Here is a 22,537-nt window from a genome sequence, read left to right on the forward strand (position 1 = left end):
ATATGAATAACGAAGCACTGATCGAAGCTGCGGTTAAGGACATCAAGGACGTGAAGGAAGGGCCGGTCATTCCCGAGCCGATGCTGGAAACCCCGCCCGAGCCCGCTGCGGTTCCGGTCGTCTCCGCGGAAACGGCGGCCGCTGCGCCGGCGCCGGCCGTGGCGATCCCGGGCCTGGACGACAGCAGTCTTTATATCCATCGCGAGCTGTCGCAGTTGCAGTTCAACATCCGTGTGCTGGAGCAGGCGCTGGATGAGTCCTACCCCTTGCTGGAGCGGCTGAAATTCCTGCTGATCTTCTCCAGCAACCTGGACGAGTTCTTCGAAATTCGTGTTGCGGGCCTGAAGAAACAGATCACCTTCGCCCGCGAACAGGCCGGCGCCGACGGCCTGCAGCCGCACCAGGCGCTGGCGCGAATCAGCGACCTGGTGCACAGCGAAGTTCAGCGCCAGTACGCCATCCTCAACGATGTGTTGCTGCCGGAACTGGAAAAGCACCAGATCCGCTTTATCCGCCGCCGGCACTGGACCGCCAAGCTGAAGACCTGGGTGCGCCGCTTCTTCCGCGACGAGATCGCGCCGATCATCACGCCGATCGGCCTGGATCCGACCCACCCGTTCCCGCTGCTGGTGAACAAGAGCCTGAACTTCATCGTCGAGCTGGAAGGTGTCGATGCCTTCGGCCGCGATTCCGGCCTGGCGATCATCCCGGCGCCGCGCCTGCTGCCACGGATCATCCGCGTGCCCGAGGAAGTCGGCGGCCCTGGCGACAACTATGTATTCCTCTCGTCGATGATCCATGCGCACGCCGACGACCTGTTCCAGGGCATGAAGGTCAAGGGCTGCTACCAGTTCCGCCTGACCCGTAACGCCGACCTGGCACTGGACTCCGAAGACGTGGAAGACCTGGCCCGCGCGCTGCGCGGCGAGCTGTTCTCCCGTCGCTATGGTGATGCGGTGCGCCTGGAAGTCGCCGACACCTGCCCGAAACACCTGTCCGACTATCTGCTCAAGCAGTTCAGCCTGAGCGAGAGCGAGCTGTACCAGGTGAACGGCCCGGTCAACCTGACCCGCCTGTTCAGCATTACTGGCCTGGACAGCCACCCGGAACTGCAGTACACCCCGTTCACGCCGGCGATTCCCAAGCTGCTGCAGAACAGCGAGAACATCTTCAGCGTGGTGGGCAAGCAGGACATCCTGCTGATGCACCCGTTCGAATCGTTCACACCGGTGGTGGACATGCTGCGCCAGGCCGCCAAGGACCCCCACGTTCTTGCCGTGCGTCAGACCCTGTACCGCAGCGGTGCCAACTCGGAAATCGTCGATGCACTGGTGGACGCCGCGCGCAACGGCAAGGAAGTCACCGCGGTTATCGAACTGCGCGCGCGCTTCGACGAAGAGTCCAACCTGCAGATGGCCAGCCGTCTGCAGGCCGCTGGTGCCGTGGTGATCTATGGCGTGGTCGGCTTCAAGACCCATGCCAAGATGATGCTGATCCTGCGTCGCGAAGCCGGTGAGATCGTCCGCTACGCGCACCTGGGCACCGGCAACTACCACGCCGGCAATGCGCGCCTGTATACCGACTACAGCCTGCTGACCTCCGACGACGCTCTGTGCGAAGACGTCGGCAAGCTGTTCAGCCAGTTGATCGGCATGGGCAAGACCCTGCGCATGAAGAAGCTGCTGCACGCGCCTTTCACCCTGAAGAAAGGCATGCTCGACATGATCGCCCGGGAGACCCAGTTTGCCCTCGACGGCAAGCCGGCGCACATCATCGCCAAGTTCAACTCGCTGACCGATCCGAAGATCATCCGCGCGCTGTACAAGGCCAGCCAGTCCGGGGTGCGCATCGACCTGGTGGTGCGTGGCATGTGCTGCCTGCGTCCGGGTATCGCCGGGGTTTCGCACAACATCCATGTGCGTTCGATCATCGGCCGCTTCCTCGAGCACACGCGGGTGTTCTACTTCCTCAATGGCGGCGACGAGCAGATTTTCCTGTCGAGTGCCGACTGGATGGAGCGCAACCTCGACAAGCGCGTCGAGACCTGCTTCCCGGTGGAAGGCAAGAAATTGCTGCTGCGTGTGAAGAAGGAGCTGGAAGGGTACCTGACCGACAACACCCACGCCTGGATCCTGCAACCGGACGGGCGCTACGTACGCAGCTCGCCGACCGGCAACCAGAACCCGCGCAGTGCCCAGGCGACCCTGCTGGAGCGCCTGAGCAACCCGGTCCTCAGCGTACGCTGAGGACGAAGCCTACCCGGGTCAGCCACTCGGCTTCCTGCTCGAAGTCGGCCCGGGTCAGCTGGTTCTCCTGCAGCCAGCCATCGGGGAAGGCCACGTCCAGGCTGTTTTCGTTGGCTTGCAACTGCACCTTCGGCATTTGCTGGTTGCCGCGGATGTGGTGGAAGAGGATGGCGAAGCGCAGCAGCACGCACAGGCGGATCAGCTTGGTGCCTTCGTCGCCGAACTCGGCGAACTTGTCCCTGGGGATGTTGCGGCGATGGCCACGTACCAGCAGGGCCAGCATTTGCTGGTCTTCGCGGGAGAATCCGGCCAGGTCGGAGTGTTCGATCAGGTAGGCGCCGTGCTTGTGATAGTGATAGTGGGCGATGTCCAGCCCCACTTCGTGCACCTTGGCTGCCCAGCCCAGCAGTTCGCGCCAGATTCCTTCTTCAAGATCCCATGCCTTGGCCACCTGGTCGAAGGCATGCAACGCCTTGCGCTCGACCCGAGCGGCCTGGCCCTGGTCGACGTGGTAGCGCTCCATCAGCGAGGTGAGGGTGCGCTCGCGCACGTCCTCGTGGTGATGGCGGCCGAGCAGGTCGTATAGCACGCCTTCGCGCAGGGCGCCGTCGCAATGGTCCATGCGTTGCAGTTCGAGGGCGTCGAAGATGGCCTCGAGGATCGCCAGGCCCGCCGGGAAGATCGCCCGGCGATCGGGCTTGACCCCGTCGAAGTCGATTTTGTCGGTCTCGCCCAGTTTGAACAGCTTGCGCTTGAGCCAGGCCAGGCCTTCGGCGTTGACTTCGCCACTGCCCAGGCCAGCCGCCTTGATCGCCGAGCCGATGGCGCGGATGGTACCGGAGGAACCGATGGCTTCGTCCCAGCCCAGGCGGTGCAGTGCGCCTTCGATGCTCATCAGTTCCAGGCGTGCTGCGGTGTAGGCCTGGGCGTAGCGCGCCGGGGTGATCTTGCCGTCGCGGAAATAACGCTGGGTGAAGCTGACGCAGCCCATCTGCAGGCTTTCGCGCAGCAACGGTTCGAAACGCTGGCCAATGATGAATTCGGTACTGCCGCCGCCGATATCGGCGACCAGGCGCTTGCCCGGCGTATCGGCGAGGGTATGGGAAACGCCCAGGTAAATGAGGCGGGCTTCCTCGCGACCGGAAATCACTTCCACCGGGTGGCCGAGGATTTCTTCGGCGCGGCGGATGAATTCGCCGCGGTTGCGCGCTTCGCGCAGGGCGTTGGTGCCGACGATGCGCACCGAGCCCTGCGGCATGCCGTTGATCAGTTGCGAAAAGCGCTTCAGGCAGTCGAGGCCGCGCTGCATGGACTCTTCGCTGAGATGGCGTTCTTCATTGATACCGGCCGCCAGTTGGACCTTCTCGCCATTGCGCTCCAGGATGCGGATCTCGCTGTGATGGGCCTTGGCTACAACCATGTGGAAACTGTTGGAGCCCAGGTCGATGGCGGCGATCAGGGAAAGGTTCTTGGCGGAGGAGTGGGGCATGGTAATGGCTTCTCGGTCGTTAACCCGGCAATCCTGCCACGATAGACGTCATACGCCAACGCGCGGCACTCCGGGGCTTGATATGGCGCAGTTTCGCGTAGGAATTGTGTCTTTTGTGTGACAGTCCATTCGGCAAATCATCAACTATCATAGTTAGACTCAATCGATTGCGACTTCCTGTCGGCTGGCAGGGCGGCTATGATGAGCGACGTTTTTTTGCTTCCGAACTTGGAGATTTCCATGAGCGCACTTATCAAACACGTCACCGACGCCTCTTTCGAGGCCGACGTGCTGCAGGCCGAAGGCCCTGTACTGGTGGACTACTGGGCTGAATGGTGCGGTCCTTGCAAAATGATCGCTCCTGTTCTGGACGAGATCGCCGAGACCTACGCGGGCAAGCTGACCGTCGCCAAGCTGAACATCGACGAAAACGCCGAAACCCCGGGCAAGCACGGCGTTCGTGGTATCCCGACCCTGATGCTGTTCAAGAACGGCAATGTCGAGGCTACCAAGGTCGGCGCGCTGTCCAAGTCGCAGCTGGCAGCCTTCCTCGACGCCAATCTCTGAGCCTCGAAAAAGCCCCGCATTCGTCGGGGCTTTTCTCTTTCTGGTGACTAGACGCCAGAAAAAGCAGGTGTTACATTCGGCCTCGCACTGATTCTCCAGTGCCCCCTGCACGCCCGTCGCCGCATTCCAATTCGAATTCAGTACGCGATCATTCGCCTCCCGCGGCGCGGCTTCATTAAGCCAGATGCTTAATCTCTCCTTTCTTACATGATTACTCCATTCCCCTTATGAACCTGACTGAACTCAAGCAAAAGCCGATTACCGATCTGCTCGAAATGGCCGAACAGATGGGCATAGAAAATATGGCCCGTTCGCGCAAGCAGGATGTGATTTTCTCCCTGCTGAAAAAGCACGCGAAAAGCGGCGAGGAAATCTCCGGTGACGGCGTGCTGGAGATTCTCCAGGACGGTTTCGGCTTCCTGCGTTCGGCGGACTCCTCCTACCTGGCCGGCCCTGACGACATCTATGTCTCGCCCAGCCAGATCCGTCGTTTCAACCTGCGCACCGGCGACACCATCGTCGGCAAGATCCGGCCGCCTAAAGAGGGCGAGCGTTACTTCGCACTGCTGAAGGTCGACACCATCAACTTCGACCGTCCGGAAAACGCGAAGAACAAGATCCTGTTCGAAAACCTGACGCCGCTGTTCCCCAACGAGCGCCTGAAGATGGAAGCCGGCAACGGTTCCACCGAAGACCTCACCGGCCGCGTGATCGACCTCTGCGCCCCGATCGGCAAGGGCCAGCGCGGCCTGATCGTCGCCCCGCCGAAAGCGGGCAAGACCATCATGCTGCAGAACATCGCGGCGAACATCACCCGCAACAACCCCGAGTGCCACCTGATCGTCCTGCTGATCGACGAGCGCCCGGAAGAAGTGACCGAGATGCAGCGCACCGTGCGCGGCGAAGTGGTCGCCTCGACCTTCGACGAGCCGCCGACCCGTCACGTGCAAGTGGCCGAGATGGTTATCGAGAAGGCCAAGCGCCTGGTCGAGCACAAGAAGGACGTGGTCATCCTGCTCGACTCCATCACCCGCCTGGCCCGCGCCTACAACACCGTGATCCCGAGCTCCGGCAAGGTCCTGACCGGTGGTGTCGACGCCCACGCCCTGGAGAAGCCGAAGCGCTTCTTCGGTGCCGCGCGTAATATCGAGGAAGGCGGCTCGCTGACCATCATCGCCACAGCGCTGGTCGAAACCGGCTCGAAGATGGACGAAGTGATCTACGAGGAGTTCAAGGGTACCGGCAACATGGAACTGCCCCTGGACCGCCGCATCGCCGAGAAGCGTGTGTTCCCGGCCATCAACATCAACCGTTCGGGTACCCGCCGCGAAGAGCTGCTGACCGCCGACGACGAACTGCAGCGCATGTGGATCCTGCGCAAGCTGCTGCACCCGATGGACGAGATCGCCGCCATCGAGTTCCTGGTCGACAAGCTCAAGCAGACCAAGACCAACGACGAGTTCTTCCTGTCGATGAAGCGCAAGTAAGCACTCGCTGTATGCAAGAGCCGGGGAAACCCGGCTTTTTGCTATCTGTCATAAACGCTATTCTGACCGGCCCGGATCGACGTTACACTGCCCACCCCGACCGATACGGCCAATACGAGGCTCACGCATGCAGTATCGCGATTTGCGCGACTTTATCCGTGGCCTGGAGCAGCGCTCTGAACTCAAGCGCATCCAGGTCCCCATTTCGCCGGTCCTGGAAATGACTGAAGTCTGCGACCGCACGCTGCGGGCCAAGGGGCCGGCACTGTTGTTCGAGCGTCCCACCGGTTACGACATTCCCGTGCTGGGCAACCTGTTCGGTACTCCGGAGCGGGTGGCCATGGGCATGGGTGCCGAGTCGGTCAGCGAATTGCGCGAGATCGGCAAGCTGCTGGCTTTCCTCAAGGAGCCAGAGCCACCGAAGGGCCTGAAGGACGCCTGGTCGAAACTGCCGATCTTCAAGAAGGTCGTGTCCATGGCGCCGAAGGTGGTAAAGGATGCGCCCTGCCACGAAGTGGTCATCGAAGGCGACGACGTCGACCTGGGCATGCTGCCGATCCAGCATTGCTGGCCCGGCGACGTAGCGCCGCTGATCACCTGGGGCCTGACCGTCACCCGCGGGCCGAACAAGGAGCGCCAGAACCTCGGCATCTACCGCCAGCAGGTGATTGGCCGCAACAAGGTGATCATGCGCTGGCTGAGCCACCGTGGCGGCGCCCTTGATTACCGCGAATGGTGCGAGAAGAACCCCGGCAAGCCGTTCCCGGTGGCAGTGGCCCTGGGTGCCGACCCGGCGACCATCCTCGGTGCCGTCACCCCGGTACCCGACACCCTTTCCGAGTACGCCTTCGCCGGCCTGCTGCGCGGCAACCGTACCGAGCTGGTGAAATGCCGCGGCAGCGACCTGCAGGTTCCGGCCACTGCCGAGATCATCCTCGAAGGCGTGATCCATCCGGGCGAAACCGCGCCGGAAGGCCCGTATGGCGACCACACCGGCTATTACAACGAAGTGGACAGCTTCCCGGTGTTCACCATCGAGCGCATCACCCACCGTACCAAGCCGATCTACCACAGCACCTACACCGGCCGGCCGCCGGATGAGCCGGCGATCCTCGGTGTGGCGCTGAACGAGGTGTTCGTGCCGATCCTGCAGAAGCAGTTCCCCGAGATCACCGACTTCTACCTGCCGCCGGAAGGCTGCTCGTACCGCATGGCGGTGGTGACCATGAAGAAGCAGTACCCGGGCCACGCCAAGCGCGTAATGCTGGGGGTGTGGTCGTTCCTGCGACAGTTCATGTACACCAAGTTCGTTATCGTCACCGACGACGACGTCAATGCGCGGGACTGGAACGACGTGATCTGGGCCATCACCACGCGCATGGACCCCAAGCGCGATACGGTGATGATCGACAACACCCCGATCGACTACCTGGACTTCGCCTCGCCGGTCTCGGGCCTCGGCTCGAAGATGGGCCTGGATGCCACCAACAAGTGGCCGGGTGAAACCAGCCGCGAATGGGGCCGGGTCATCGTCAAGGACGAAGCCGTGACCAAGCGGATCGATGAATTGTGGAACCAGTTGGGAATAGATTGATGCAGGTGACCTTGCAGCCGTCCGGGGCGGTGATGACCGTCACCCCCGGCGAGAGGATTCTGGAAGCGGCGCAGCGCCTGGGTTACGACTGCCCGCAGAGCTGTCGCAATGGCAACTGCCATGTTTGCGCCGCCTTGCTGGTGGAGGGTCGCGTGCGCCAGAACGGCGAGGTGCGCGATCACGGCGAGCTGTTCACCTGCATCGCCGAGCCGCTGGAAGACTGCGTGCTGCTCTGGGATGGCGTGCTCGCCCTTGGTGAGCTGCCGGTGCGCAAGCTGGCCTGCCAGCTCAGTGAATGTGCGCCGGTTGGCGGCGACGTCTATCGCGTCCGCCTGCGCGCGCCGGCCGGCAAGCCGCCGCGTTACCATGCTGGGCAATACCTGATGATCGAGCGTGACGGCGGGGACAAGGCGGCCTTTTCCTTGGCTTCGGCGCCGCACAGCGGCCGCGATCTCGAATTGCATGTGCTGGCCCGCGAAAAAAGCGCGGTAGACCTGGTTGCCCAGTTGCAGCGCAACGGCATGGCCCGGATCGAGATGCCCTTCGGCGATACCCACCTGGCCGAACTGCCCGATGTTCCGCTGGTGCTGATCGCCGCCGGCACCGGCATGGCGCAGATGCACAGCCTGATCGAGCATTGCCGGGTGCAGGGGTTCGCGCATCCGGTGCATCTGTATTGGGGCGTGCGCCGGCCCGAGGACTTCTACGAGATCGAGGCGTGGGCGCAGTGGCAGCAACTGCCCAACCTGTTCCTGCACCAGGTGGTCAGCGATCAGTGCGGCTGGACGGGGCGCTGCGGCCTGTTGCACGAGGCGGTCTGCGAGGATATCGACGATCTGTCGCTGGTCCATGTCTATGCCAGTGGTTCGCCGAACATGGTCTATGCGACCCTCGACGCCCTGGTCGAAGCCGGCATGGACGCGCACCAGATGCGTGCCGATGTATTTGCTTATGCCCCACGGGGGTAACTTCGGTAATAAGGCGCGTTGCAATGGCGCGCCTGAGGTAAATAACCAACTGCGCAAGTAAAGCTTATAAGGGCTGGCATTTATTCATTGTTGCGCGCAACGTGAAAAAGTATCGCTACACTTGCAAAAGTACAGTCGAATATTCCGAAATGCCCGAATTCACGGGCTCTGAGCGCAACGGGGCTTGTTAACGCACCGCTATCTGCCGTACGGTAAGTGTTCAACGAGAGTGTTGGCTTTATAGTGAGGTACTTCGGTATTTCACGAGGATCTTTGGCGGCGGCTATGTCGGTACTTGAACCTGCACCTTTCCCCCAGGCGTATCCCCCGGTGCTGGATTTCGGACAGCAATTGTCCCGGGAACAACTTCTTGAATCGGTCGAAAAGACCATGGCCCTGCATCATGGCGGGCCGGTCTGGCTGTTCGCCTACGGTTCGTTGATCTGGCGTCCGGAATGCCAATCGACCGAGCGGCGCCGTGGGCGCGTGCATGGCTATCACCGCGGGCTGTACCTCTGGTCCCACGAGCATCGCGGCACACCGGAGTGCCCGGGGCTGGTGTTCGGGCTCGACCGAGGCGGCTCGTGCAGCGGCTTCGCCTATCGCCTGCCGGAAGAAACCTTGCAGGACTCGCTGCTGGCGCTATGGCAGCGGGAGATGCCATACCCTGCCTACAAACCGCACTGGCTCAACTGCCGGCTGGATGACGGCAGCAAGGTCCAGGCCCTGGGCTTCGTGTTGGAGCGGCACCTGCCTTGCTATGCGGGGAATCTGCCGGACAGCCTGCTCACGCACATCCTCGCCAGCGCCAAGGGGCGCTACGGCACCACCCGTGAGTATGTGGAGCAAACGCTGGAGGCGCTGCGCAGCCATGCAATGCCGGACCGCAACCTTGAGGCGCGGTACAGGCGCTGTCATTCCCAGCAGGGGAATTGATGGCGTTGTCGAGGGCCCTATCGCTGGCAAGCCAGCTCCCACCAACCCTGTGGGAGCTGGCTTGCCAGCGATGAGGCCCTTGAGGTTTACCTCACTTTCACCACCAACTTGCCCACCGCCTTGCGGCTAGCCAGTTGCTCGATCGCTTCCCCGGCCTCCGCCAGTGGATAGGTCTTCGACACCAGCGGTTTCAGCTTCCCTTCGGCAAACCAGGTAAACAATTGCTGGAAATTCGCCGCATTGTCCGCCGGCTGGCGCTGGGCGAATGATCCCCAGAACACGCCAAGCACCGCGCCGCCCTTGAGCAGCACCAGGTTCACCGGCAACTCGGGAATCCGCCCGCTGGCAAAGCCCACCACCAGCAGCCGTCCGTTCCATGCCAGGCCACGCACGGCCTGGTCGAACAGGTCGCCGCCGACCGGGTCGTAGATCACATCGACGCCCTTGCCGGCGGTCAGGCGCTTGATTTCGTCCTTGAGGCTGGCCTGGCTGTAGTCGATCAGATCATCCGCCCCGGCGGCCCTGGCTGTCTCCAGCTTGTCCGCGCTGCTGGCGGCAGCGATTACCCGTGCGCCCATGGCCTTGCCGATTTCCACCGCCGCCAGCCCGACACCGCCCGAGGCGCCCAGCACCAGCAGGGTCTCGCCCGGTTGCAGTTGGCCACGCTGGCGCAAGGCATGCATCGACGTACCGTAGGTCATGCCGAACGCCGATGCGGTGACGAAGTCCATGCCTTCGGGAATCGGCATCACGTTATAGGCCGGCACCGCCACCTGCTCGGCGAAACTGCCCCAGCCGGTCAGGGCCATGACCCGGTCGCCGGCCTTGAAGCCGCCAGCGCTTTCCCCGGCTGCGCTGACCACCCCTGCCGCTTCGCCACCTGGCGAAAACGGCAGGGGCGGCTTGAACTGGTACTTGCCTTCGATGATCAGGGTGTCAGGGAAATTGACGCTGGCTGCGTGCACGTCCAGGAGGATCTCGTTCTTCTTCGGTGCCGGGCTGGCGACCTCTTCCAGCACCAGGTCGCTGGCCGGACCATGGGCTTTGCACAACAAGGCTTTCATCGGGGCTATTCCTTTGCGAGGGGTGGCCGATAAGTGTAGGTAGGCGAGGGGCCGGGTCAACGAGCATGGCCTGGCCTGAATAGGCCGGCATAAGCCAGCCCGGGCTTGGGTTTGCCTGGCGCGCTGGGTATGCTGGCGACCCATTGTTTCGAGGAGCGAGTTCGTGAAAGCGTGGATCCTGGTGGTACTGGCACTGATGCTGCCAGCAGCGGCAATGGCCGAAGAAGAGAAGGAAGGCGCGGCGCCCAAGGTGTCCTATGTCAGTCTGAACCCGCCATTCGTCGGCAACTACGCCCTCGACGGTAGCCCGCGCCTGCGGGTGTACAAGGCCGACGTGGCGCTCAAGGTCACCGGCGACGCCGATGCTGCCGCGGTCAAGCACCACGAGCCGCTGATCCGCAACCAGCTGGTGGCGCTGTTCACCCAGCAGCCGCTGGATGCCATGAGCAATGTCGAAGCCAAGGAAAAGCTGCGCCAGGAAGCCCTCAAGCAGGTCCAGCAGGTGCTGGAAAACGAAGAAGGCCGCCCGGTCGTCGAAGACCTGCTGTTCAACAACCTGATCGTCCAGTAGTCACGAGGCCAGGCTGCGGCGAAAGCGCGCCAGGGCGATCGCGAAGAATGCCAGGCCGATCGCCGCCAGGGCCAGCAGGTCCGGCCAGACCACGTTGACTCCGGCGTCGCGGAACAGGATTGCGGCGCCGAGGCTGACGAAGTGGGTCGAAGGCGACAGCTGCATCACCCACTGCAACCATTGCGGCATGCTGTCCAGCGGCGTGCTGCCTCCCGAGAGCAGCAGCATCGGGATGATCACCGGGATCGCCAGCAGGCCGAACTGCGGTGTCGAACGTGCAAGGGTCGCGAGGAAGATCCCCAGCGCGGTGCTGGCGAACAGATACAGTGCGGTCACTCCGAGAAACAGCCCCAGCGAGCCCGCCAGCGGCACACCCAGGGCCCACTTCACGATGACTTCCAGCGACACCCAGGTGCACAGCACGACCACCAGCGCGTTGCTGGCGATTTTCGCCAGCATGATTTCCAGTGCCGTCAGGGGCAGCACCAGCAGGTGATCGAGGGTGCCGTGCTCGCGTTCGCGCAGGAGCGCCGTGCCGGTCAGGACGATGGCAAGGATAGTGATGTTGTTGATGATCTGGATCACCGCGAGGAACCAGCCGCCCTCCAGGTTGGGATTGAACAGCGCCCGCGGTTCCAGCTGGATCGGCGGGCGATTGGCGGCGTTGGCGTAGTCGAGCAGCTCGCGTTCGAAGATCCGTGTAATGTAGCCCGCGCCCATGAACGCCTGGCTCATTGCCGTGGCGTCGACATTGATCTGGATTTCCGGGGAGCGCCCGGCCAGCAGGTCGGTATGGAAATTCACCGGGATATTGATGACGAAGGTGAACAGGCCGTGGTCCAGGCTGCGGTCCATCTGCTCGTAGGCCAGCGGCACCGCCGCCTGGAACTCCGGTGGTTGCAGGGCTTCGGCGAGCTTGCGCGAGACCAGGCTGCGGTCCTCGTCGACCACCGCGACACTGGCGTTATGCACACCGATCACCGAGCCTGCCGCCGGCATGTAGATGGCCACGCTGAAGGCGTAGAGCAGGAACAGCAGCAGGACACTGTCGTGGCGCAGGCTGGTGAGTTCCTTCAGGCCCAGGCGCAGGATATGGACGAGACGCTGCATCAGGCCTCCTGTTTCTTCAGCATGACCAGGCTCAACCCAGTGAACGCGGCGAAAAAGCCCAGCAGCGCCAGGCACTGCGGCCACAGCTCGCGCAGGTCGAGGGCCTTGGTGAAGGTGCCGACGGCGATGTCGAGGAAGTAGCCCGCCGGGAACAACTGGCCCATCAGCGCCGCCGAGCCGTCGAGGGACGAGCGCGGCACGATCAGCCCGGAAAACTGGATGGTCGGCAGGCTGGTGAGGATCATGGTGCCGAGGATGGCCGCAATCTGGGTGCGGGTGAAGGCGGAAATCAGCAGGCCGAGGCTGGTGGTCGCCAGCAGGTACAGCACGCCACCGCAGGCCAGGGCCAGGGCGCTGCCCTTGAACGGTACGCCGAACAGCCAGCGGTTCATTGCCACCAGCAAGGCCAGGTTGACCAGGCTCACCGCCAGGTACGGCACCTGTTTGCCGAGAAGGAATTCCAGGCGGGTCAGGGGCGTGGCGTAGAAGTTGGTGATCGAGCCCAGTTCTTTCTCCCGGACGATGCCCAGTGCGGTGAGCATCGCCGGGATGAAGGCGAGGATCAGCGCCATCACGCCCGGGCCGATGGCGTTCACGCTGACCACGTCCTGGTTGTAGCGGAACCGGGTTTCCAGTTTTACCGCCGCCTGGCGCGGTTGCGCCGGGCTGCTCAGGGCCGCCAGTTGCTCGAGGTTGGCCTGGTGCACTGCCTCGACATAGTTACGGCTGGTTTCGGCGCGGAACGGCATGCCGCCGTCGAGCCAGGCAGCGACCACCGGCTGGCGCCCGGCCATCAGGTCGCGCCCGAAACCCGGCGGGATTTCCAGGGCCAGCTTGATCTCCGAACGTTGCAGGCGCTGGTGCAACTGCTGCGGGTCGCGGATGGGCGGTTGTTCGGCGAAGTAGCGCGAGCCGCGGAAGGCTTCCAGATAGGCCCGGCTTTGCGGGCTCTGGTCCTGGTCGTAGACGGCGAACGCGAGGTTCTCCACATCCAGGGAGATGCCGAAGCCGAAGATGACCATCATGAACAGCGCACCGGCCAGGGCGAAGGCCAGGCGCACCTTGTCGCGCAGCAGCTCCTTGCCCTCGCGGCTGGCCACCGCGACCAGCCGGGTCAGGCTGAAGCCGCGACGTGGTGGCGGACTGGCCGGGCCGGCAGGGTTGTCCAGATTGGCCTGCGGTGTATCCAGCGCGCCACCCTGGGCCTGTTCCAGGCAGGTGACGAAGGCGTCCTCCAGCGTCTCGCCGCCGTACCGCACCTGCAGCGCCGCAGGCGTGTCGCAGGCCAGCACCGTGCCGGCGTGCATCAGCGAAATGCGATCGCAACGCAGGGCTTCGTTCATGAAGTGGGTGGAAAGGAAAATGGTGACGCCCTGCTCGCGCGACAGCTCGACAAGCAAGCGCCAGAAGTCGTCGCGGGCGGCGGGATCGACACCGGAGGTCGGCTCGTCGAGGATCAGCACTTCCGGGCGATGCAGTACCGCCACGGCCAGCGACAGGCGTTGCCGCAGGCCCAGCGGCAGGGCGCCGGACTGCTGGTCGGCCACCTCGCCGAGGTCGAAGCGCTCGATCAGTTCGGCGATCCGTGGCGTGCTGTCGGCCTTGTCTAGGTCGAACAGGCGGGCGTGCAGTTCGAGGTTCTGGCGCACGCTGAGCTCGCCGTACAGCGAGAAGCTCTGTGACATGAAGCCGACCCGCTTGCGTGTGGCCAGGTCCCTGGCGTCCACCGGCCTGCCGAGGAGGGTGGCGCTGCCTTCGCTGGCCGGCATCAGGCCGGTGAGCACCTTCATGGTGGTGGTCTTGCCGCAACCGTTGGACCCGAGGAAACCGAAGATCTCGCCGCGACCGATGGCGAAGCTCACCTTGTTCACCGCGGTGAAGTCCCCGAAGCGCAGGGTCAGGTCATGGGCTTCGATGGCGATGCTGTCGTCCTGGCTTTCCCGAGGCGGAATCCGCAAGGGCTCGGCGTCGTGCCGGCGATCACCCTGGAAATGGGTGAAGGCTTCGTCCAGCTTGCCGCCCGGGGTGACGCTGGCCAGTTCGCTGCTCAGGCCGGCGGCGATCAACTGGCCGCGGTCGAGCATCAGGCAGTGTTCGAACTGCTCGGCTTCCTCCATATAGGCCGTCGCCACCAGCAGCGTCAGTTGCGGCCGCTGCTGGCGCACCCGCTCCACCAGCTCCCAGAAACGCCGACGTGACAGTGGATCGACGCCCGTGGTGGGCTCGTCGAGGATCAGTAGGTCCGGCTCGTGGATCAGCGCGCAGCACAGGCCGAGCTTCTGCTTCATGCCACCGGACAGCTTGCCCGCTGGGCGCTCGGCGAAGCGGGCGAGGTCGGTGGCTTCGAGCAGGGTCTGCATGCGCGCATCGCATTCGCTGCGGGACAGGCCGAACAGAGTGGCGAAGAAGCGGATGTTCTCGCTGATCGACAGGTCCGGGTACAGGTTGCCGCCCAGGCCCTGGGGCATGAAGGCGATCAGCGGGTACAGGCTGGCGCGGTGCGAGCGCTTGCGGATCGGCCCGCCGAGGACTTCCAGCTCGCCCTGCTGCAGGCGCTTTACCCCGGCGATCAGGCCGAGCAAGGTCGATTTGCCGGCGCCGTCCGGGCCGATCAGCCCGCAGCGGGTGCCGGCGGGGAGGTCAAAGGTGATGTCGCGCAGGGCTTGCAGCGCGCCGTAGCGGTGATCGATCCCGCTCGCCCGCAGCGCCAGGGCGCTCATTGCAGGTTGGCCGGCCAGTCCACGGAGGTGGTGCGCACGTAGCCGGCCCCGGGCATGCCGGGCTTGGCCTGGGGCACCGCGTCGGGTGTGGTCAGGCGCAGTTTCACCCGGAACACCAGCTTCTGCCGCTCGTCACGGGTTTCCACCTGTTTGGGGGTGAACTGCGCCTTGGCCGCGACGAAGGCAATCTTCGCCGGCAGAGCCTGGTCGGGAAGGGCGTCGAGGACGATGCGGGCCTCGTCGCCGACCGTTAGGCGGCCGGTGGTCGATGCGGGCAGGTACAGGTTCATGTACTGGTCGCCCGGGTCGATCAGCAGCAGCACACGGCCGCCGGCACCCAGCACTTCGCCCGGCTCGGCCAGGCGCAACTGGATTACGCCGTCTAGCGGCGCGCGCAGGCTGCTGTCGTCGATCTCGCTGGTCAGTTGGGCAACCTGGGCCTCGGCCGCACCGATCGCCGCCTTGATCGCCGCCAACTGTGCACGGGCGGCAACCACTGCAGAATTGCTGGTGTCGAAGCGCGCCTGTTGCTGGTCGAGCAACTGCTGGCTGGCGTACTTGCGCTGGAACAGTTCCTTGATCCGCTTCAATTCCTGGCTGGCCAGCAACTGTTCGCTCTGGCGCAGTTGCACGGTGGCCTGGGCGGCGGCGAAGTTTTCCCGGGCTCGCAGGACTTCGGCCTCGGCCTGGCTGCGCTGGGCTTCGAGGGTACGGGTATCGATGCGGGCGAGAAGCTGGCCACGGACGACCTTGTCGCCTTCGTCGACCAGCACTTCTGCAAGGCGCCCGGGGATTTTGCTGGCGATCTGCACCTCGGTGGCTTCGAGTCGCCCGTTGCCCATGGCCAGGCCCTCGGGCAGGCGGTCATGCAGGGATTTCCAGTAGCCCAGGCCTCCGGCCGCCAGCAGCAGCGCAATCAGTGCGCCGGCGAAGATCCTGGGTGTATGTTGGCTCATCGACATGGTTTCGCATCCTGCTTACGTACGCGTCAGAGTGTGACGGACCAGCTGCCCTGGTGGGTTGATTAGCGTCAAATGAGTTCCGATCCTACCCCGTTCAGCGAAGATTGAGTATTGCCGCCCATTGCTCCGCTGTGACCGGCATCACAGACAGGCGACTGCCCTTCTGCACCAGCGGCAGTTCGGCAAGGGCGGCCTGCTGCTTGAGGTAGCCAAGGCCCAGGACCTTGCGGAAGGTTTCCACATGGGCCACATCCACTGCGCTCCAGGGGTTTTTCTCGGCGCTTGCCTTGGCGTCGTGGTAGTGGCTCTGCGGGTCCGGTGCGGTCGGATCCGGATAGGCACCGGCGCTGATCCGGGCGATGCCGGCGATCCCCGGCTCGGGGCAACTGGAATGATAGAAAAAGAACTGGTCACCGACCGCCATCGCGCGCAGGAAATTGCGCGCCTGGTAATTGCGCACGCCGTCCCAGCGTGCCTCGCCAAGACGGGCCAGGTCCTCGATGGACAGCTCGTCGGGTTCGGATTTCATCAGCCAATACGCCATGGATTCGTTACCTGTTTGCTTTGAAACAACCTGTTGCATCAAACCGACGACTGGTTGACGTCAAGGTTTGCGTGCAGACGCGCGTTGTCGGAAAATGCGCCAAATTTTTTCAGCTTGACGCTGCTGCACGGCTTATAACAAGAACCGCTGCGGACATCGTGATGAGTTTGCCTGAGGGGGGCAATCGATGAATCGCAAACCGGATTTGTTCTGGGTACTCGTCTTCGTGTTCGGTCTTGGCGTGGTCACCACCGGTTACGCCCAGAGCTTCTGGGAGCGCAAGGCCGACGCTGCCTACCAGATGCCGGTCGTTCCTGCGCAAGCCCAGGCCCAGGTCCAGCGCTGATTCAGCGCGCCAGGTACCAGCCTTTGTCCGATACCGTTCCCTGTAGCGGAACGTCCCAGCTGGCCTGCGCCAGACGCTCCACTTTCTGGCATTCATGTGCCAGCCCCAGCAGCAAGGGTTTCTTCCAGGCCTTGCGACGACCCTGATAGGCCAGGCTGCGGTCATAGAAGCCACCGCCCATTCCCAGGCGCCCGCCCAGTTCATCGAATCCCACCAGCGGCAGCAGGATCAGGTCCAGCGCCCAGACCGGGCGTTGCCGTGCGAGGCTGATAGTCGGCTCGGGAATGCGGAAGCGGTTGGGGCGCAGTTTTTCCCCGTGTTCGAAGCGCTGGAAGGCCATCTTGGTCCGCGGCCAGGCATGCAGCACCGGCAGGTAGGTGCACTTGCCACGGCGCTGGGCCTCGCGCAGCAACAAGCGCGGGTCGATCTCGCTGTCGTTGGGCAGGTACAGAGCGATATGCCGGGCACGGCGGAACAGCGGATGCTGCGCCAGTTGCCGGTACAGGCCGCGAGCGGCGCGGCGTTGCTCGGCCGGCGTCAGGGCGCGGCGGGCATTGCGAAGCAGGCGGCGAAGTTGGGGGCGGGTCAGCGACGCGGTGTCGGTCATGGCACGGGCGATCCCTAGGGATGCCTGCGCGGAGGAAGTAAGGTGCGCAGGCAAAGAAAGCAGGCTCCCCGACGAACCGCTGTCGGTGTAGCCCTTGAACCCGAAAGTTCAAGGTGGAGATTGCAGGAGGCGTTAAGGCTTTCCGTCAAGCGGACATGCACACCGGCCCCACGTGCAACCCCCGTGGTTGTGCGTATCGGCTCAGGGACATGACCGACTGGCAAGCACTCCAGGGAGTGGGGCGGAGTATACAGAAAGTTAGTTGCTTTTTGTATCCGAGTCGTCGGCCAGGGCTTGATCCACGCGGTCCAGCAGCTCGCGCACCTGCTCGCGGGTGGCACCGCCGCTCTGGGCGTCGGGACGCTCCTGGTTGTGCAGCAGGTCGTGGGTGATGTTCAACGCGGCCATCACCGCGATGCGGTCGGCGCCGATGACTTTGCCGCTGCTGCGGATCTCGCGCATCTTGCCGTCGAGGTAGCGGGCGGCACTGATCAGGTTGCTGCGCTCTTCCGGCGGACAGATGATCGAATACTCTTTGTCGAGTATCTGCACGGTGACATTGTTCGGTGAACTCATGAGTCTTGCTCCAGGGCCTTGAGCCGCGAAATCATCGATTCGACTTTCTGTCGCGCGATTTCGTTTTTTTCGATGAGGTGGGCGCGCTCCTCGCGCCAGGACTTCTCCTGCACGGATAGGAGTGCGTTTTGCCGTTTTAGTTGCTCGACCCGCTCGATCAGCAGTTCGAGACGGCTCTTCAGCGTTTGCAGCTCGTCTTCTTGCATTGCTCGCCACTCGATTCGTCTGGCCGTGACCGCTTCGTACCCACGTCCGCCACTGGCCGGGTTTACCCGCTTCGATGGTCTTGGCGCGCCTGCCGGTGCTAGGATACAAGGCCTTCATTCTAGTCATTGCGCCGTCTGGCGCCTAGTTGCCATGTCCAATACCCAATCGCCGTACACCGCCTTCGCCAGCCTGCTCAGCAGCAACGGCCACCCCGTTTCCCCCGCCGAGCTGCATGGCCTGCTGCTCGGCCGCAGTTGCGCCGGTGCCGGCTTCGATGCCGACGCCTGGCTGGCCGATGCGGCCCACCTGCTGGAAACCGAACCGGTAGACAACGTTCGCAACGCTTTGATCGGTCTCCAGGAGATGGTCAAGGGCGAACTGACCGGCGAAGACATCACCATCGTCCTGCTCCTGCCCGGCGACGAGCAGCCACTGAGCGAACGTGCAGGCGCCCTGGGCCAGTGGTGCCAGGGCTTCCTTGCCGGTTTCGGCCTGAATGCCGGCGGCAAGGACCTGAGCGACGAAGCCAGGGAAGTGCTGCAGGACCTCACCGCCATTTCGCAAGTCCAGGACGCCCTGGAAGAGTCCGACGACGGCGAAAGCGACTATATGGAAGTAATGGAATACCTGCGTGTCGCGCCGCTGCTGCTCTACACGGAGCTGGCCAAGCCGGTCGCCGCCGCCGCCAAACCTTCCTTGCACTGAGGCCGAACAGGGGTTCCCCGTGGCAGTCACCCATATCCCGAAAGCGGAATACGCCCGGCGCCGCAAGGCGCTGATGGCGCAGATGGAACCCAACAGCATCGCCATCCTGCCGGCGGCCGCGGTTGCCATCCGCAACCGTGATGTCGAATACCTTTACCGCCAGGACAGCGATTTCCAGTACCTCAGCGGTTTTCCCGAGCCGGAAGCGGTGATTGCCCTGATCCCCGGGCGCGAGCACGGCGAATACGTGCTGTTCTGCCGCGAGCGCAATGCCGAGCGGGAGCAGTGGGACGGCCTGCGCGCCGGCCAGGAAGGCGCGATCCGCGACTTCGGTGCCGACGACGCCTTCCCCATCAGCGATATCGACGACATTCTCCCCGGCCTGATCGAAGGCCGTGACCGGGTCTACTCGGCCATGGGCAGCAACGCCGAGTTCGACCGTCGGCTGATGGAGTGGATCAACGTGATCCGTTCCAAGGCGCGCATGGGCGCGCAGCCGCCGAACGAATTCGTTGCCCTGGATCATCTGCTGCACGACATGCGCCTGTATAAATCGGCGGCGGAAGTGAAGGTCATGCGCGAGGCTGCAGCGATTTCCGCTCGGGCCCACGTTCGCGCCATGCAAGCCTGCCGTGCCGGCCTGCACGAATACAGCCTCGAAGCCGAGCTGGACTACGAGTTCCGCAAGGGCGGGGCGAAGATGGCGGCCTATGGCTCCATCGTCGCCGCCGGGCGCAACGGTTGCATCCTCCACTACCAGGAAAACGATGCGCCCCTGAAGGACGGCGACCTGGTGCTGATCGATGCCGGTTGCGAGATCGACTGCTACGCCAGCGACATCACCCGCACCTTCCCGGTCAGCGGCGTGTTCTCGGCCGAGCAGAAGGCGATCTACGAGCTGGTGCTCAGGTCGCAGGAAGCGGCCTTTGCCGAAATCGCCCCTGGCAAGCACTGGAACCAGGCCCACGAGGCGACCGTTCGGGTGATTACCGCGGGCCTGGTCGAACTGGGCCTGCTCAAGGGCGCGGTCGACGAACTGATCGAAACCGAGGCCTACCGGGCCTTCTACATGCACCGTGCCGGACACTGGCTGGGCATGGATGTGCATGATGTCGGCGAATACAAGGTCGGCGGCCAGTGGCGCGTGCTCGAACCCGGCATGGCCCTGACGGTCGAACCGGGTATCTACATTGCTGCGGACAACCCGAATGTCGCGAAGAAATGGCGCGGCATCGGTGTCCGAATCGAGGATGACGTAGTGGTAACCAGGACCGGCTGTGAAATCCTGACCTCCGGCGTGCCGAAGACGGTCGCCGAAATCGAAGCCTTGATGGCCGCTGCACGAAGCCAGGTCGCATGAGCAGGTTCAATCTGGCGATCATCGGCGGTGGCCTGGTCGGTGCCAGCCTCGCCCTGGCCCTGCAGGCCGGTGCCCGGGCTCGTGGCTGGAAGATCCTGCTGATCGAGCCCTTCGCCCCGGGCGACAGTTTCCAGCCCAGCTATGACGCGCGTTCTTCGGCGCTGTCCTTCGGCACCCGGCAGATCTATGAGCGCCTGGGCCTGTGGCAGGGCATCTCCCGGCGTGCCGAGCCGATCCGGCAGATCCAGGTGTCCGATCGCGGGCGCTTTGGCGCGACCCGCCTCGATGCCATCGAAGAAGGCGTGCCGGCGCTGGGTTACGTGGTGGAAAACGCCTGGCTCGGCCAATGCCTGTGGCAGGGCCTCGATAGCGAAGTGGTGAGCTGGCGCTGCCCGGCGGAAGTCACCGCCATGCAGCCCCTTGGCGACGGCTATCGTCTTTCCCTGAATGACGAAACCCAGGTCGATTGCGACCTGGCGGTGCTCGCCGATGGCGGCCGCTCCGGCCTGCGCGAGCAACTGGGGATCCACGTCAACCAGCGCCCGTACCACCAGAGCGCGCTGATCGCCAATATCACTCCGGGCGAAGCCCATTGCGGCCAGGCCTTCGAGCGCTTCACCGATGACGGCCCGATGGCCCTGCTGCCGCTGCCGGAAAACCGTTGTGCGCTGGTCTGGACCCGTGCCGGGATGGACGCCAGGCGCCTGGCCGAACTGGACGAACGCAGCTTCCTCGATGAACTGCAGGGCGTCTTCGGTTATCGCCTCGGCGCCTTGCGCCAGGTCGGGGCCCGGCACCTGTATCCGCTGGCGCTGATCGAGGCGCAGGAGCAGGTCCGTCCACACCTTGTTGTGCTCGGCAACGCTGCCCACAGCCTGCATCCGATTGCCGGGCAGGGCTTCAACCTGTCGCTGCGCGATGTGCAGTCGCTGGCCGATGGCCTGCTCGCCGGCCCAGACACCCCGGGCGATCTCGCTACCCTGAATGCCTACCGCGAGCGCCAGCGCCTGGACCAGGACCTGACCGTCGGCTTTTCCGACAAGGTCACCCGGCTGTTCGGTACTGCCCAGCCATTGGTCGCCACCGGACGCAACCTGGGCCTGCTCGGCCTCGACCTGCTGCCGCCGGCCAAGCGCTGGTTCGCCCGCCAGGCCATGGGCCTGGGCACCCGTCCTGATCTTCAGGGCAAGGCATGACCCTCTCTTTCTATTACCCGGAACAGGCTTGAAGCATGGACATGCGCGCGGATCTGTTGATTGTCGGTGCCGGTATGGTCGGCAGCGCCCTGGCCCTGGCGTTGCAGCACAGCGGCCTAGAAATCCTCCTGATCGATGGCAGTCCGCTGTCGGTGCAGCGCTTCGATGACGAAGCACCTTTCGAACCGCGGGTCAGCGCCCTGTCGGCCGCCAGCCAGCGCATCCTCGAACGCCTCGGCGCCTGGCAGGGCATCAGCGGACGGCGCCTGAGCCCGTATTCCGACATGCACGTCTGGGACGGTAGCGGCACTGGGCAGATCCACTTCTCGGCGGCCAGCGTGCATGCCGAGGTGCTCGGGCATATCGTCGAGAACCGAGTGGTCCAGGACGGTCTGCTGGAGCGCCTGCACGACAGCGAAATCGGCCTGCTGCCCAATGCTCGCCTGGAGCGCATGCGCCGCTCCGGTGACGAGTGGCTGCTGACCCTCGCCGATGGCCGCAACCTTCGTGCGCCGTTGGTGATCGCCGCCGATGGCGCCAACTCCGCCGTGCGCCGCCTCACTGGCTGCGAAACCCGTGAATGGGATTATCTGCACCACGCCATTGTTACCAGCGTGCAGTGCGACAAGCCGCACCTGGCCACGGCCTGGCAGCGCTTCACCGATGAAGGGCCGCTGGCCTTCCTGCCGCTGCTGCGCGACGGCCGGCAGGACTGGTGCTCGATCGTCTGGTCGACCACGCCGGAGCAATCCGTGCGCCTGATGGCACTGCCGGACAGCGAGTTCTGCGCCGAACTGGAACGGGCCTTCGAAGGCCGGCTGGGCTCGGTGCTGCATGCCGATCCAAGGCTGTGCGTGCCGCTGCGCCAACGCCACGCCAAGCGCTATGTCGCCGAAGGCCTGGCGCTGATCGGCGATGCCGCCCACACCATCCATCCGCTGGCGGGCCAGGGCGTCAACCTGGGCTTCCTCGATGCTGCGGTGCTCGCCGAGGTGTTGCAGCATGCCCACGAGCGCGGTGAACGCCTGGCCGATGTCCGCGTGCTGAGCCGTTTCGAGCGCAGGCGCATGCCGCACAACCTTGCGCTGATGGCCGCGATGGAAGGTTTCGAGCGCCTGTTCCAGGCTGACCCGCTGCCGCTGCGCTGGCTGCGCAACAGCGGACTGAAATGGGTCGAGCAGATGCCGGAAGCCAAGGCCGTGTTCGTCCGTCAGGCGCTGGGCCTGAGCGGTGACCTGCCGGACCTGGCCAGGGCCTGACGCCTTCGCAACATCTGGTAACT

At 64.1% G+C, this 22,537-nt stretch carries 21 protein-coding genes and 1 other RNA gene; 12 read left to right on the forward strand and 10 right to left on the reverse strand.

Translation table 11 applies throughout. The annotated features are described in order from the left end of the window. The first annotated feature begins 2 nt into the window (after positions 1 to 2). On the forward strand, positions 3 to 2,246 hold the full coding sequence (gene ppk1, locus N7650_RS14110; protein ID WP_009395657.1) for a polyphosphate kinase 1: 2,244 nt from the start codon (positions 3 to 5) through the stop codon (positions 2,244 to 2,246). Here ppk1 and ppx read toward each other — a convergent pair. Then, complete coding sequence (gene ppx / locus N7650_RS14115) at positions 2,233 to 3,735, reverse strand: exopolyphosphatase (protein WP_009395656.1); 1,503 nt, start codon at positions 3,733 to 3,735, stop codon at positions 2,233 to 2,235. The two genes, ppk1 and ppx, sit on opposite strands and share 14 nt — an antisense overlap. A 240-nt stretch (positions 3,736 to 3,975) precedes the next feature. Here ppx and trxA point away from each other — a divergent pair, with 240 nt between their 5' ends. The 5 genes from trxA (at position 3,976) to N7650_RS14140 (ending at position 9,287) form a co-directional block, all read left to right on the forward strand. Further along, entirely contained in the window at positions 3,976 to 4,302 is a 327-nt protein-coding gene (gene trxA / locus N7650_RS14120) for a thioredoxin TrxA (RefSeq protein WP_279898734.1), read from the forward strand. 227 nt (positions 4,303 to 4,529) lie between these two features. Next, positions 4,530 to 5,789: a transcription termination factor Rho gene (rho, locus tag N7650_RS14125; RefSeq protein WP_009395654.1), complete on the forward strand. Its 1,260-nt coding sequence runs from the start codon at positions 4,530 to 4,532 to the stop codon at positions 5,787 to 5,789. Between the two features lie 127 nt (positions 5,790 to 5,916). After that, positions 5,917 to 7,383: a 4-hydroxy-3-polyprenylbenzoate decarboxylase gene (gene ubiD / locus N7650_RS14130; protein WP_009395653.1), complete on the forward strand. Its 1,467-nt coding sequence runs from the start codon at positions 5,917 to 5,919 to the stop codon at positions 7,381 to 7,383. Beyond that, positions 7,383 to 8,351 carry a CDP-6-deoxy-delta-3,4-glucoseen reductase gene (locus tag N7650_RS14135; protein WP_279898737.1) on the forward strand — a complete coding sequence of 323 codons (969 nt, stop codon included), beginning with the start codon at positions 7,383 to 7,385 and terminating at the stop codon, positions 8,349 to 8,351. Before ubiD ends, N7650_RS14135 begins: the two co-directional genes overlap by 1 nt. A gap of 285 nt (positions 8,352 to 8,636) precedes the next feature. Further along, complete coding sequence (locus tag N7650_RS14140) at positions 8,637 to 9,287, forward strand: gamma-glutamylcyclotransferase (protein WP_279898740.1); 651 nt, start codon at positions 8,637 to 8,639, stop codon at positions 9,285 to 9,287. An 86-nt stretch (positions 9,288 to 9,373) separates the two neighbouring features. On the opposite strand, the gene N7650_RS14145 is transcribed toward N7650_RS14140, so the two are convergent. After that, on the reverse strand, positions 9,374 to 10,351 hold the full coding sequence (locus tag N7650_RS14145; protein ID WP_279898742.1) for an NADPH:quinone oxidoreductase family protein: 978 nt from the start codon (positions 10,349 to 10,351) through the stop codon (positions 9,374 to 9,376). Positions 10,352 to 10,514: 163 nt separating this feature from the next. Here N7650_RS14145 and N7650_RS14150 point away from each other — a divergent pair, with 163 nt between their 5' ends. Further along, on the forward strand, positions 10,515 to 10,922 hold the full coding sequence (locus N7650_RS14150; RefSeq protein ID WP_009395646.1) for a flagellar basal body-associated protein FliL: 408 nt from the start codon (positions 10,515 to 10,517) through the stop codon (positions 10,920 to 10,922). Here the strand turns inward: N7650_RS14150 and N7650_RS14155 are convergent, their stop codons facing one another. The 4 genes from N7650_RS14155 to N7650_RS14170 all read right to left on the reverse strand — a co-directional run bounded on the left by N7650_RS14155 (position 10,923) and on the right by N7650_RS14170 (position 16,258). Next, on the reverse strand, positions 10,923 to 12,032 hold the full coding sequence (locus tag N7650_RS14155) for an ABC transporter permease (RefSeq protein ID WP_279898744.1): 1,110 nt from the start codon (positions 12,030 to 12,032) through the stop codon (positions 10,923 to 10,925). It abuts the gene before it with no gap. Further along, positions 12,032 to 14,752, reverse strand: a complete 2,721-nt coding sequence (rbbA, locus tag N7650_RS14160; protein WP_279898745.1) for a ribosome-associated ATPase/putative transporter RbbA — start codon at positions 14,750 to 14,752, stop codon at positions 12,032 to 12,034. The genes N7650_RS14155 and rbbA overlap by 1 nt, the downstream gene beginning before the upstream one ends. Then, positions 14,749 to 15,708, reverse strand: coding sequence for a biotin/lipoyl-binding protein (locus N7650_RS14165; RefSeq protein ID WP_080604712.1), 960 nt, complete (start codon positions 15,706 to 15,708; stop codon positions 14,749 to 14,751). The genes rbbA and N7650_RS14165 overlap by 4 nt, the downstream gene beginning before the upstream one ends. Before the next feature lie 100 nt (positions 15,709 to 15,808). Next, positions 15,809 to 16,258 carry an EVE domain-containing protein gene (locus N7650_RS14170; RefSeq protein WP_279898747.1) on the reverse strand — a complete coding sequence of 150 codons (450 nt, stop codon included), beginning with the start codon at positions 16,256 to 16,258 and terminating at the stop codon, positions 15,809 to 15,811. A 187-nt stretch (positions 16,259 to 16,445) separates the two neighbouring features. Here N7650_RS14170 and N7650_RS14175 point away from each other — a divergent pair, with 187 nt between their 5' ends. Further along, positions 16,446 to 16,604: a hypothetical protein gene (locus N7650_RS14175; protein WP_009395635.1), complete on the forward strand. Its 159-nt coding sequence runs from the start codon at positions 16,446 to 16,448 to the stop codon at positions 16,602 to 16,604. Position 16,605: 1 nt separating this feature from the next. Here N7650_RS14175 and N7650_RS14180 read toward each other — a convergent pair whose 3' ends face one another. The 4 genes from N7650_RS14180 to N7650_RS14195 form a co-directional block, all read right to left on the reverse strand. Beyond that, a complete protein-coding gene (locus N7650_RS14180; protein WP_009395633.1) occupies positions 16,606 to 17,211 on the reverse strand; it encodes a 5-formyltetrahydrofolate cyclo-ligase in 606 nt (201 codons plus the stop codon). A 61-nt stretch (positions 17,212 to 17,272) separates the two neighbouring features. Next, positions 17,273 to 17,450, reverse strand: a non-coding RNA gene (gene ssrS / locus N7650_RS14185) — 6S RNA. A 19-nt stretch (positions 17,451 to 17,469) separates the two neighbouring features. After that, entirely contained in the window at positions 17,470 to 17,787 is a 318-nt protein-coding gene (locus tag N7650_RS14190; RefSeq protein WP_009395631.1) for a cell division protein ZapA, read from the reverse strand. Next, positions 17,784 to 17,993 (reverse strand): TIGR02449 family protein, encoded by a 210-nt coding sequence (locus N7650_RS14195; RefSeq protein WP_009395629.1) that lies wholly within the window; start codon positions 17,991 to 17,993, stop codon positions 17,784 to 17,786. The genes N7650_RS14190 and N7650_RS14195 overlap by 4 nt, the downstream gene beginning before the upstream one ends. A gap of 151 nt (positions 17,994 to 18,144) precedes the next feature. On the opposite strand from N7650_RS14195, the gene N7650_RS14200 reads away from it, so the two are divergent. The 4 genes from N7650_RS14200 to N7650_RS14215 are packed head-to-tail and all read left to right on the forward strand — an operon-like array spanning position 18,145 to position 22,514. Next, positions 18,145 to 18,699 carry a YecA family protein gene (locus N7650_RS14200; protein ID WP_279898751.1) on the forward strand — a complete coding sequence of 185 codons (555 nt, stop codon included), beginning with the start codon at positions 18,145 to 18,147 and terminating at the stop codon, positions 18,697 to 18,699. A 19-nt stretch (positions 18,700 to 18,718) separates the two neighbouring features. Beyond that, positions 18,719 to 20,059 (forward strand): Xaa-Pro aminopeptidase, encoded by a 1,341-nt coding sequence (gene pepP / locus N7650_RS14205; RefSeq protein ID WP_009395625.1) that lies wholly within the window; start codon positions 18,719 to 18,721, stop codon positions 20,057 to 20,059. Beyond that, the gene (ubiH, locus tag N7650_RS14210; protein WP_009395622.1) at positions 20,056 to 21,255 is read left to right on the forward strand and encodes a 2-octaprenyl-6-methoxyphenyl hydroxylase; all 1,200 of its coding nucleotides are present in this window, start codon (positions 20,056 to 20,058) and stop codon (positions 21,253 to 21,255) included. Before pepP ends, ubiH begins: the two co-directional genes overlap by 4 nt. 41 nt (positions 21,256 to 21,296) lie before the next feature. Continuing rightward, complete coding sequence (locus N7650_RS14215) at positions 21,297 to 22,514, forward strand: 2-octaprenyl-3-methyl-6-methoxy-1,4-benzoquinol hydroxylase (protein WP_279898767.1); 1,218 nt, start codon at positions 21,297 to 21,299, stop codon at positions 22,512 to 22,514. The last annotated feature ends 23 nt before the right edge of the window (positions 22,515 to 22,537 follow it).

It is taken from the genome of Pseudomonas sp. GD04058, from assembly GCF_029836855.1.
GTDB lineage: Bacteria > Pseudomonadota > Gammaproteobacteria > Pseudomonadales > Pseudomonadaceae > Aquipseudomonas > Aquipseudomonas bharatica.

What these genes read in the sequence shown, in the direction of transcription:
- ppk1 (WP_009395657.1), top strand. Translation starts at nt 3, where the DNA reads ATGAATAACGAAGCACTGATCGAAGCTGCGGTTAAGGACATCAAGGAC.
- ppx (WP_009395656.1), bottom strand. Translation starts at nt 3,735, where the DNA reads ATGCCCCACTCCTCCGCCAAGAACCTTTCCCTGATCGCCGCCATCGAC.
- trxA (WP_279898734.1), top strand. Translation starts at nt 3,976, where the DNA reads ATGAGCGCACTTATCAAACACGTCACCGACGCCTCTTTCGAGGCCGAC.
- rho (WP_009395654.1), top strand. Translation starts at nt 4,530, where the DNA reads ATGAACCTGACTGAACTCAAGCAAAAGCCGATTACCGATCTGCTCGAA.
- ubiD (WP_009395653.1), top strand. Translation starts at nt 5,917, where the DNA reads ATGCAGTATCGCGATTTGCGCGACTTTATCCGTGGCCTGGAGCAGCGC.
- N7650_RS14135 (WP_279898737.1), top strand. Translation starts at nt 7,383, where the DNA reads ATGCAGGTGACCTTGCAGCCGTCCGGGGCGGTGATGACCGTCACCCCC.
- N7650_RS14140 (WP_279898740.1), top strand. Translation starts at nt 8,637, where the DNA reads ATGTCGGTACTTGAACCTGCACCTTTCCCCCAGGCGTATCCCCCGGTG.
- N7650_RS14145 (WP_279898742.1), bottom strand. Translation starts at nt 10,351, where the DNA reads ATGAAAGCCTTGTTGTGCAAAGCCCATGGTCCGGCCAGCGACCTGGTG.
- N7650_RS14155 (WP_279898744.1), bottom strand. Translation starts at nt 12,032, where the DNA reads ATGCAGCGTCTCGTCCATATCCTGCGCCTGGGCCTGAAGGAACTCACC.
- rbbA (WP_279898745.1), bottom strand. Translation starts at nt 14,752, where the DNA reads ATGAGCGCCCTGGCGCTGCGGGCGAGCGGGATCGATCACCGCTACGGC.
- N7650_RS14165 (WP_080604712.1), bottom strand. Translation starts at nt 15,708, where the DNA reads ATGAGCCAACATACACCCAGGATCTTCGCCGGCGCACTGATTGCGCTG.
- N7650_RS14170 (WP_279898747.1), bottom strand. Translation starts at nt 16,258, where the DNA reads ATGGCGTATTGGCTGATGAAATCCGAACCCGACGAGCTGTCCATCGAG.
- N7650_RS14175 (WP_009395635.1), top strand. Translation starts at nt 16,446, where the DNA reads ATGAATCGCAAACCGGATTTGTTCTGGGTACTCGTCTTCGTGTTCGGT.
- N7650_RS14180 (WP_009395633.1), bottom strand. Translation starts at nt 17,211, where the DNA reads ATGACCGACACCGCGTCGCTGACCCGCCCCCAACTTCGCCGCCTGCTT.
- N7650_RS14190 (WP_009395631.1), bottom strand. Translation starts at nt 17,787, where the DNA reads ATGAGTTCACCGAACAATGTCACCGTGCAGATACTCGACAAAGAGTAT.
- N7650_RS14195 (WP_009395629.1), bottom strand. Translation starts at nt 17,993, where the DNA reads ATGCAAGAAGACGAGCTGCAAACGCTGAAGAGCCGTCTCGAACTGCTG.
- N7650_RS14200 (WP_279898751.1), top strand. Translation starts at nt 18,145, where the DNA reads ATGTCCAATACCCAATCGCCGTACACCGCCTTCGCCAGCCTGCTCAGC.
- ubiH (WP_009395622.1), top strand. Translation starts at nt 20,056, where the DNA reads ATGAGCAGGTTCAATCTGGCGATCATCGGCGGTGGCCTGGTCGGTGCC.
- N7650_RS14215 (WP_279898767.1), top strand. Translation starts at nt 21,297, where the DNA reads ATGCGCGCGGATCTGTTGATTGTCGGTGCCGGTATGGTCGGCAGCGCC.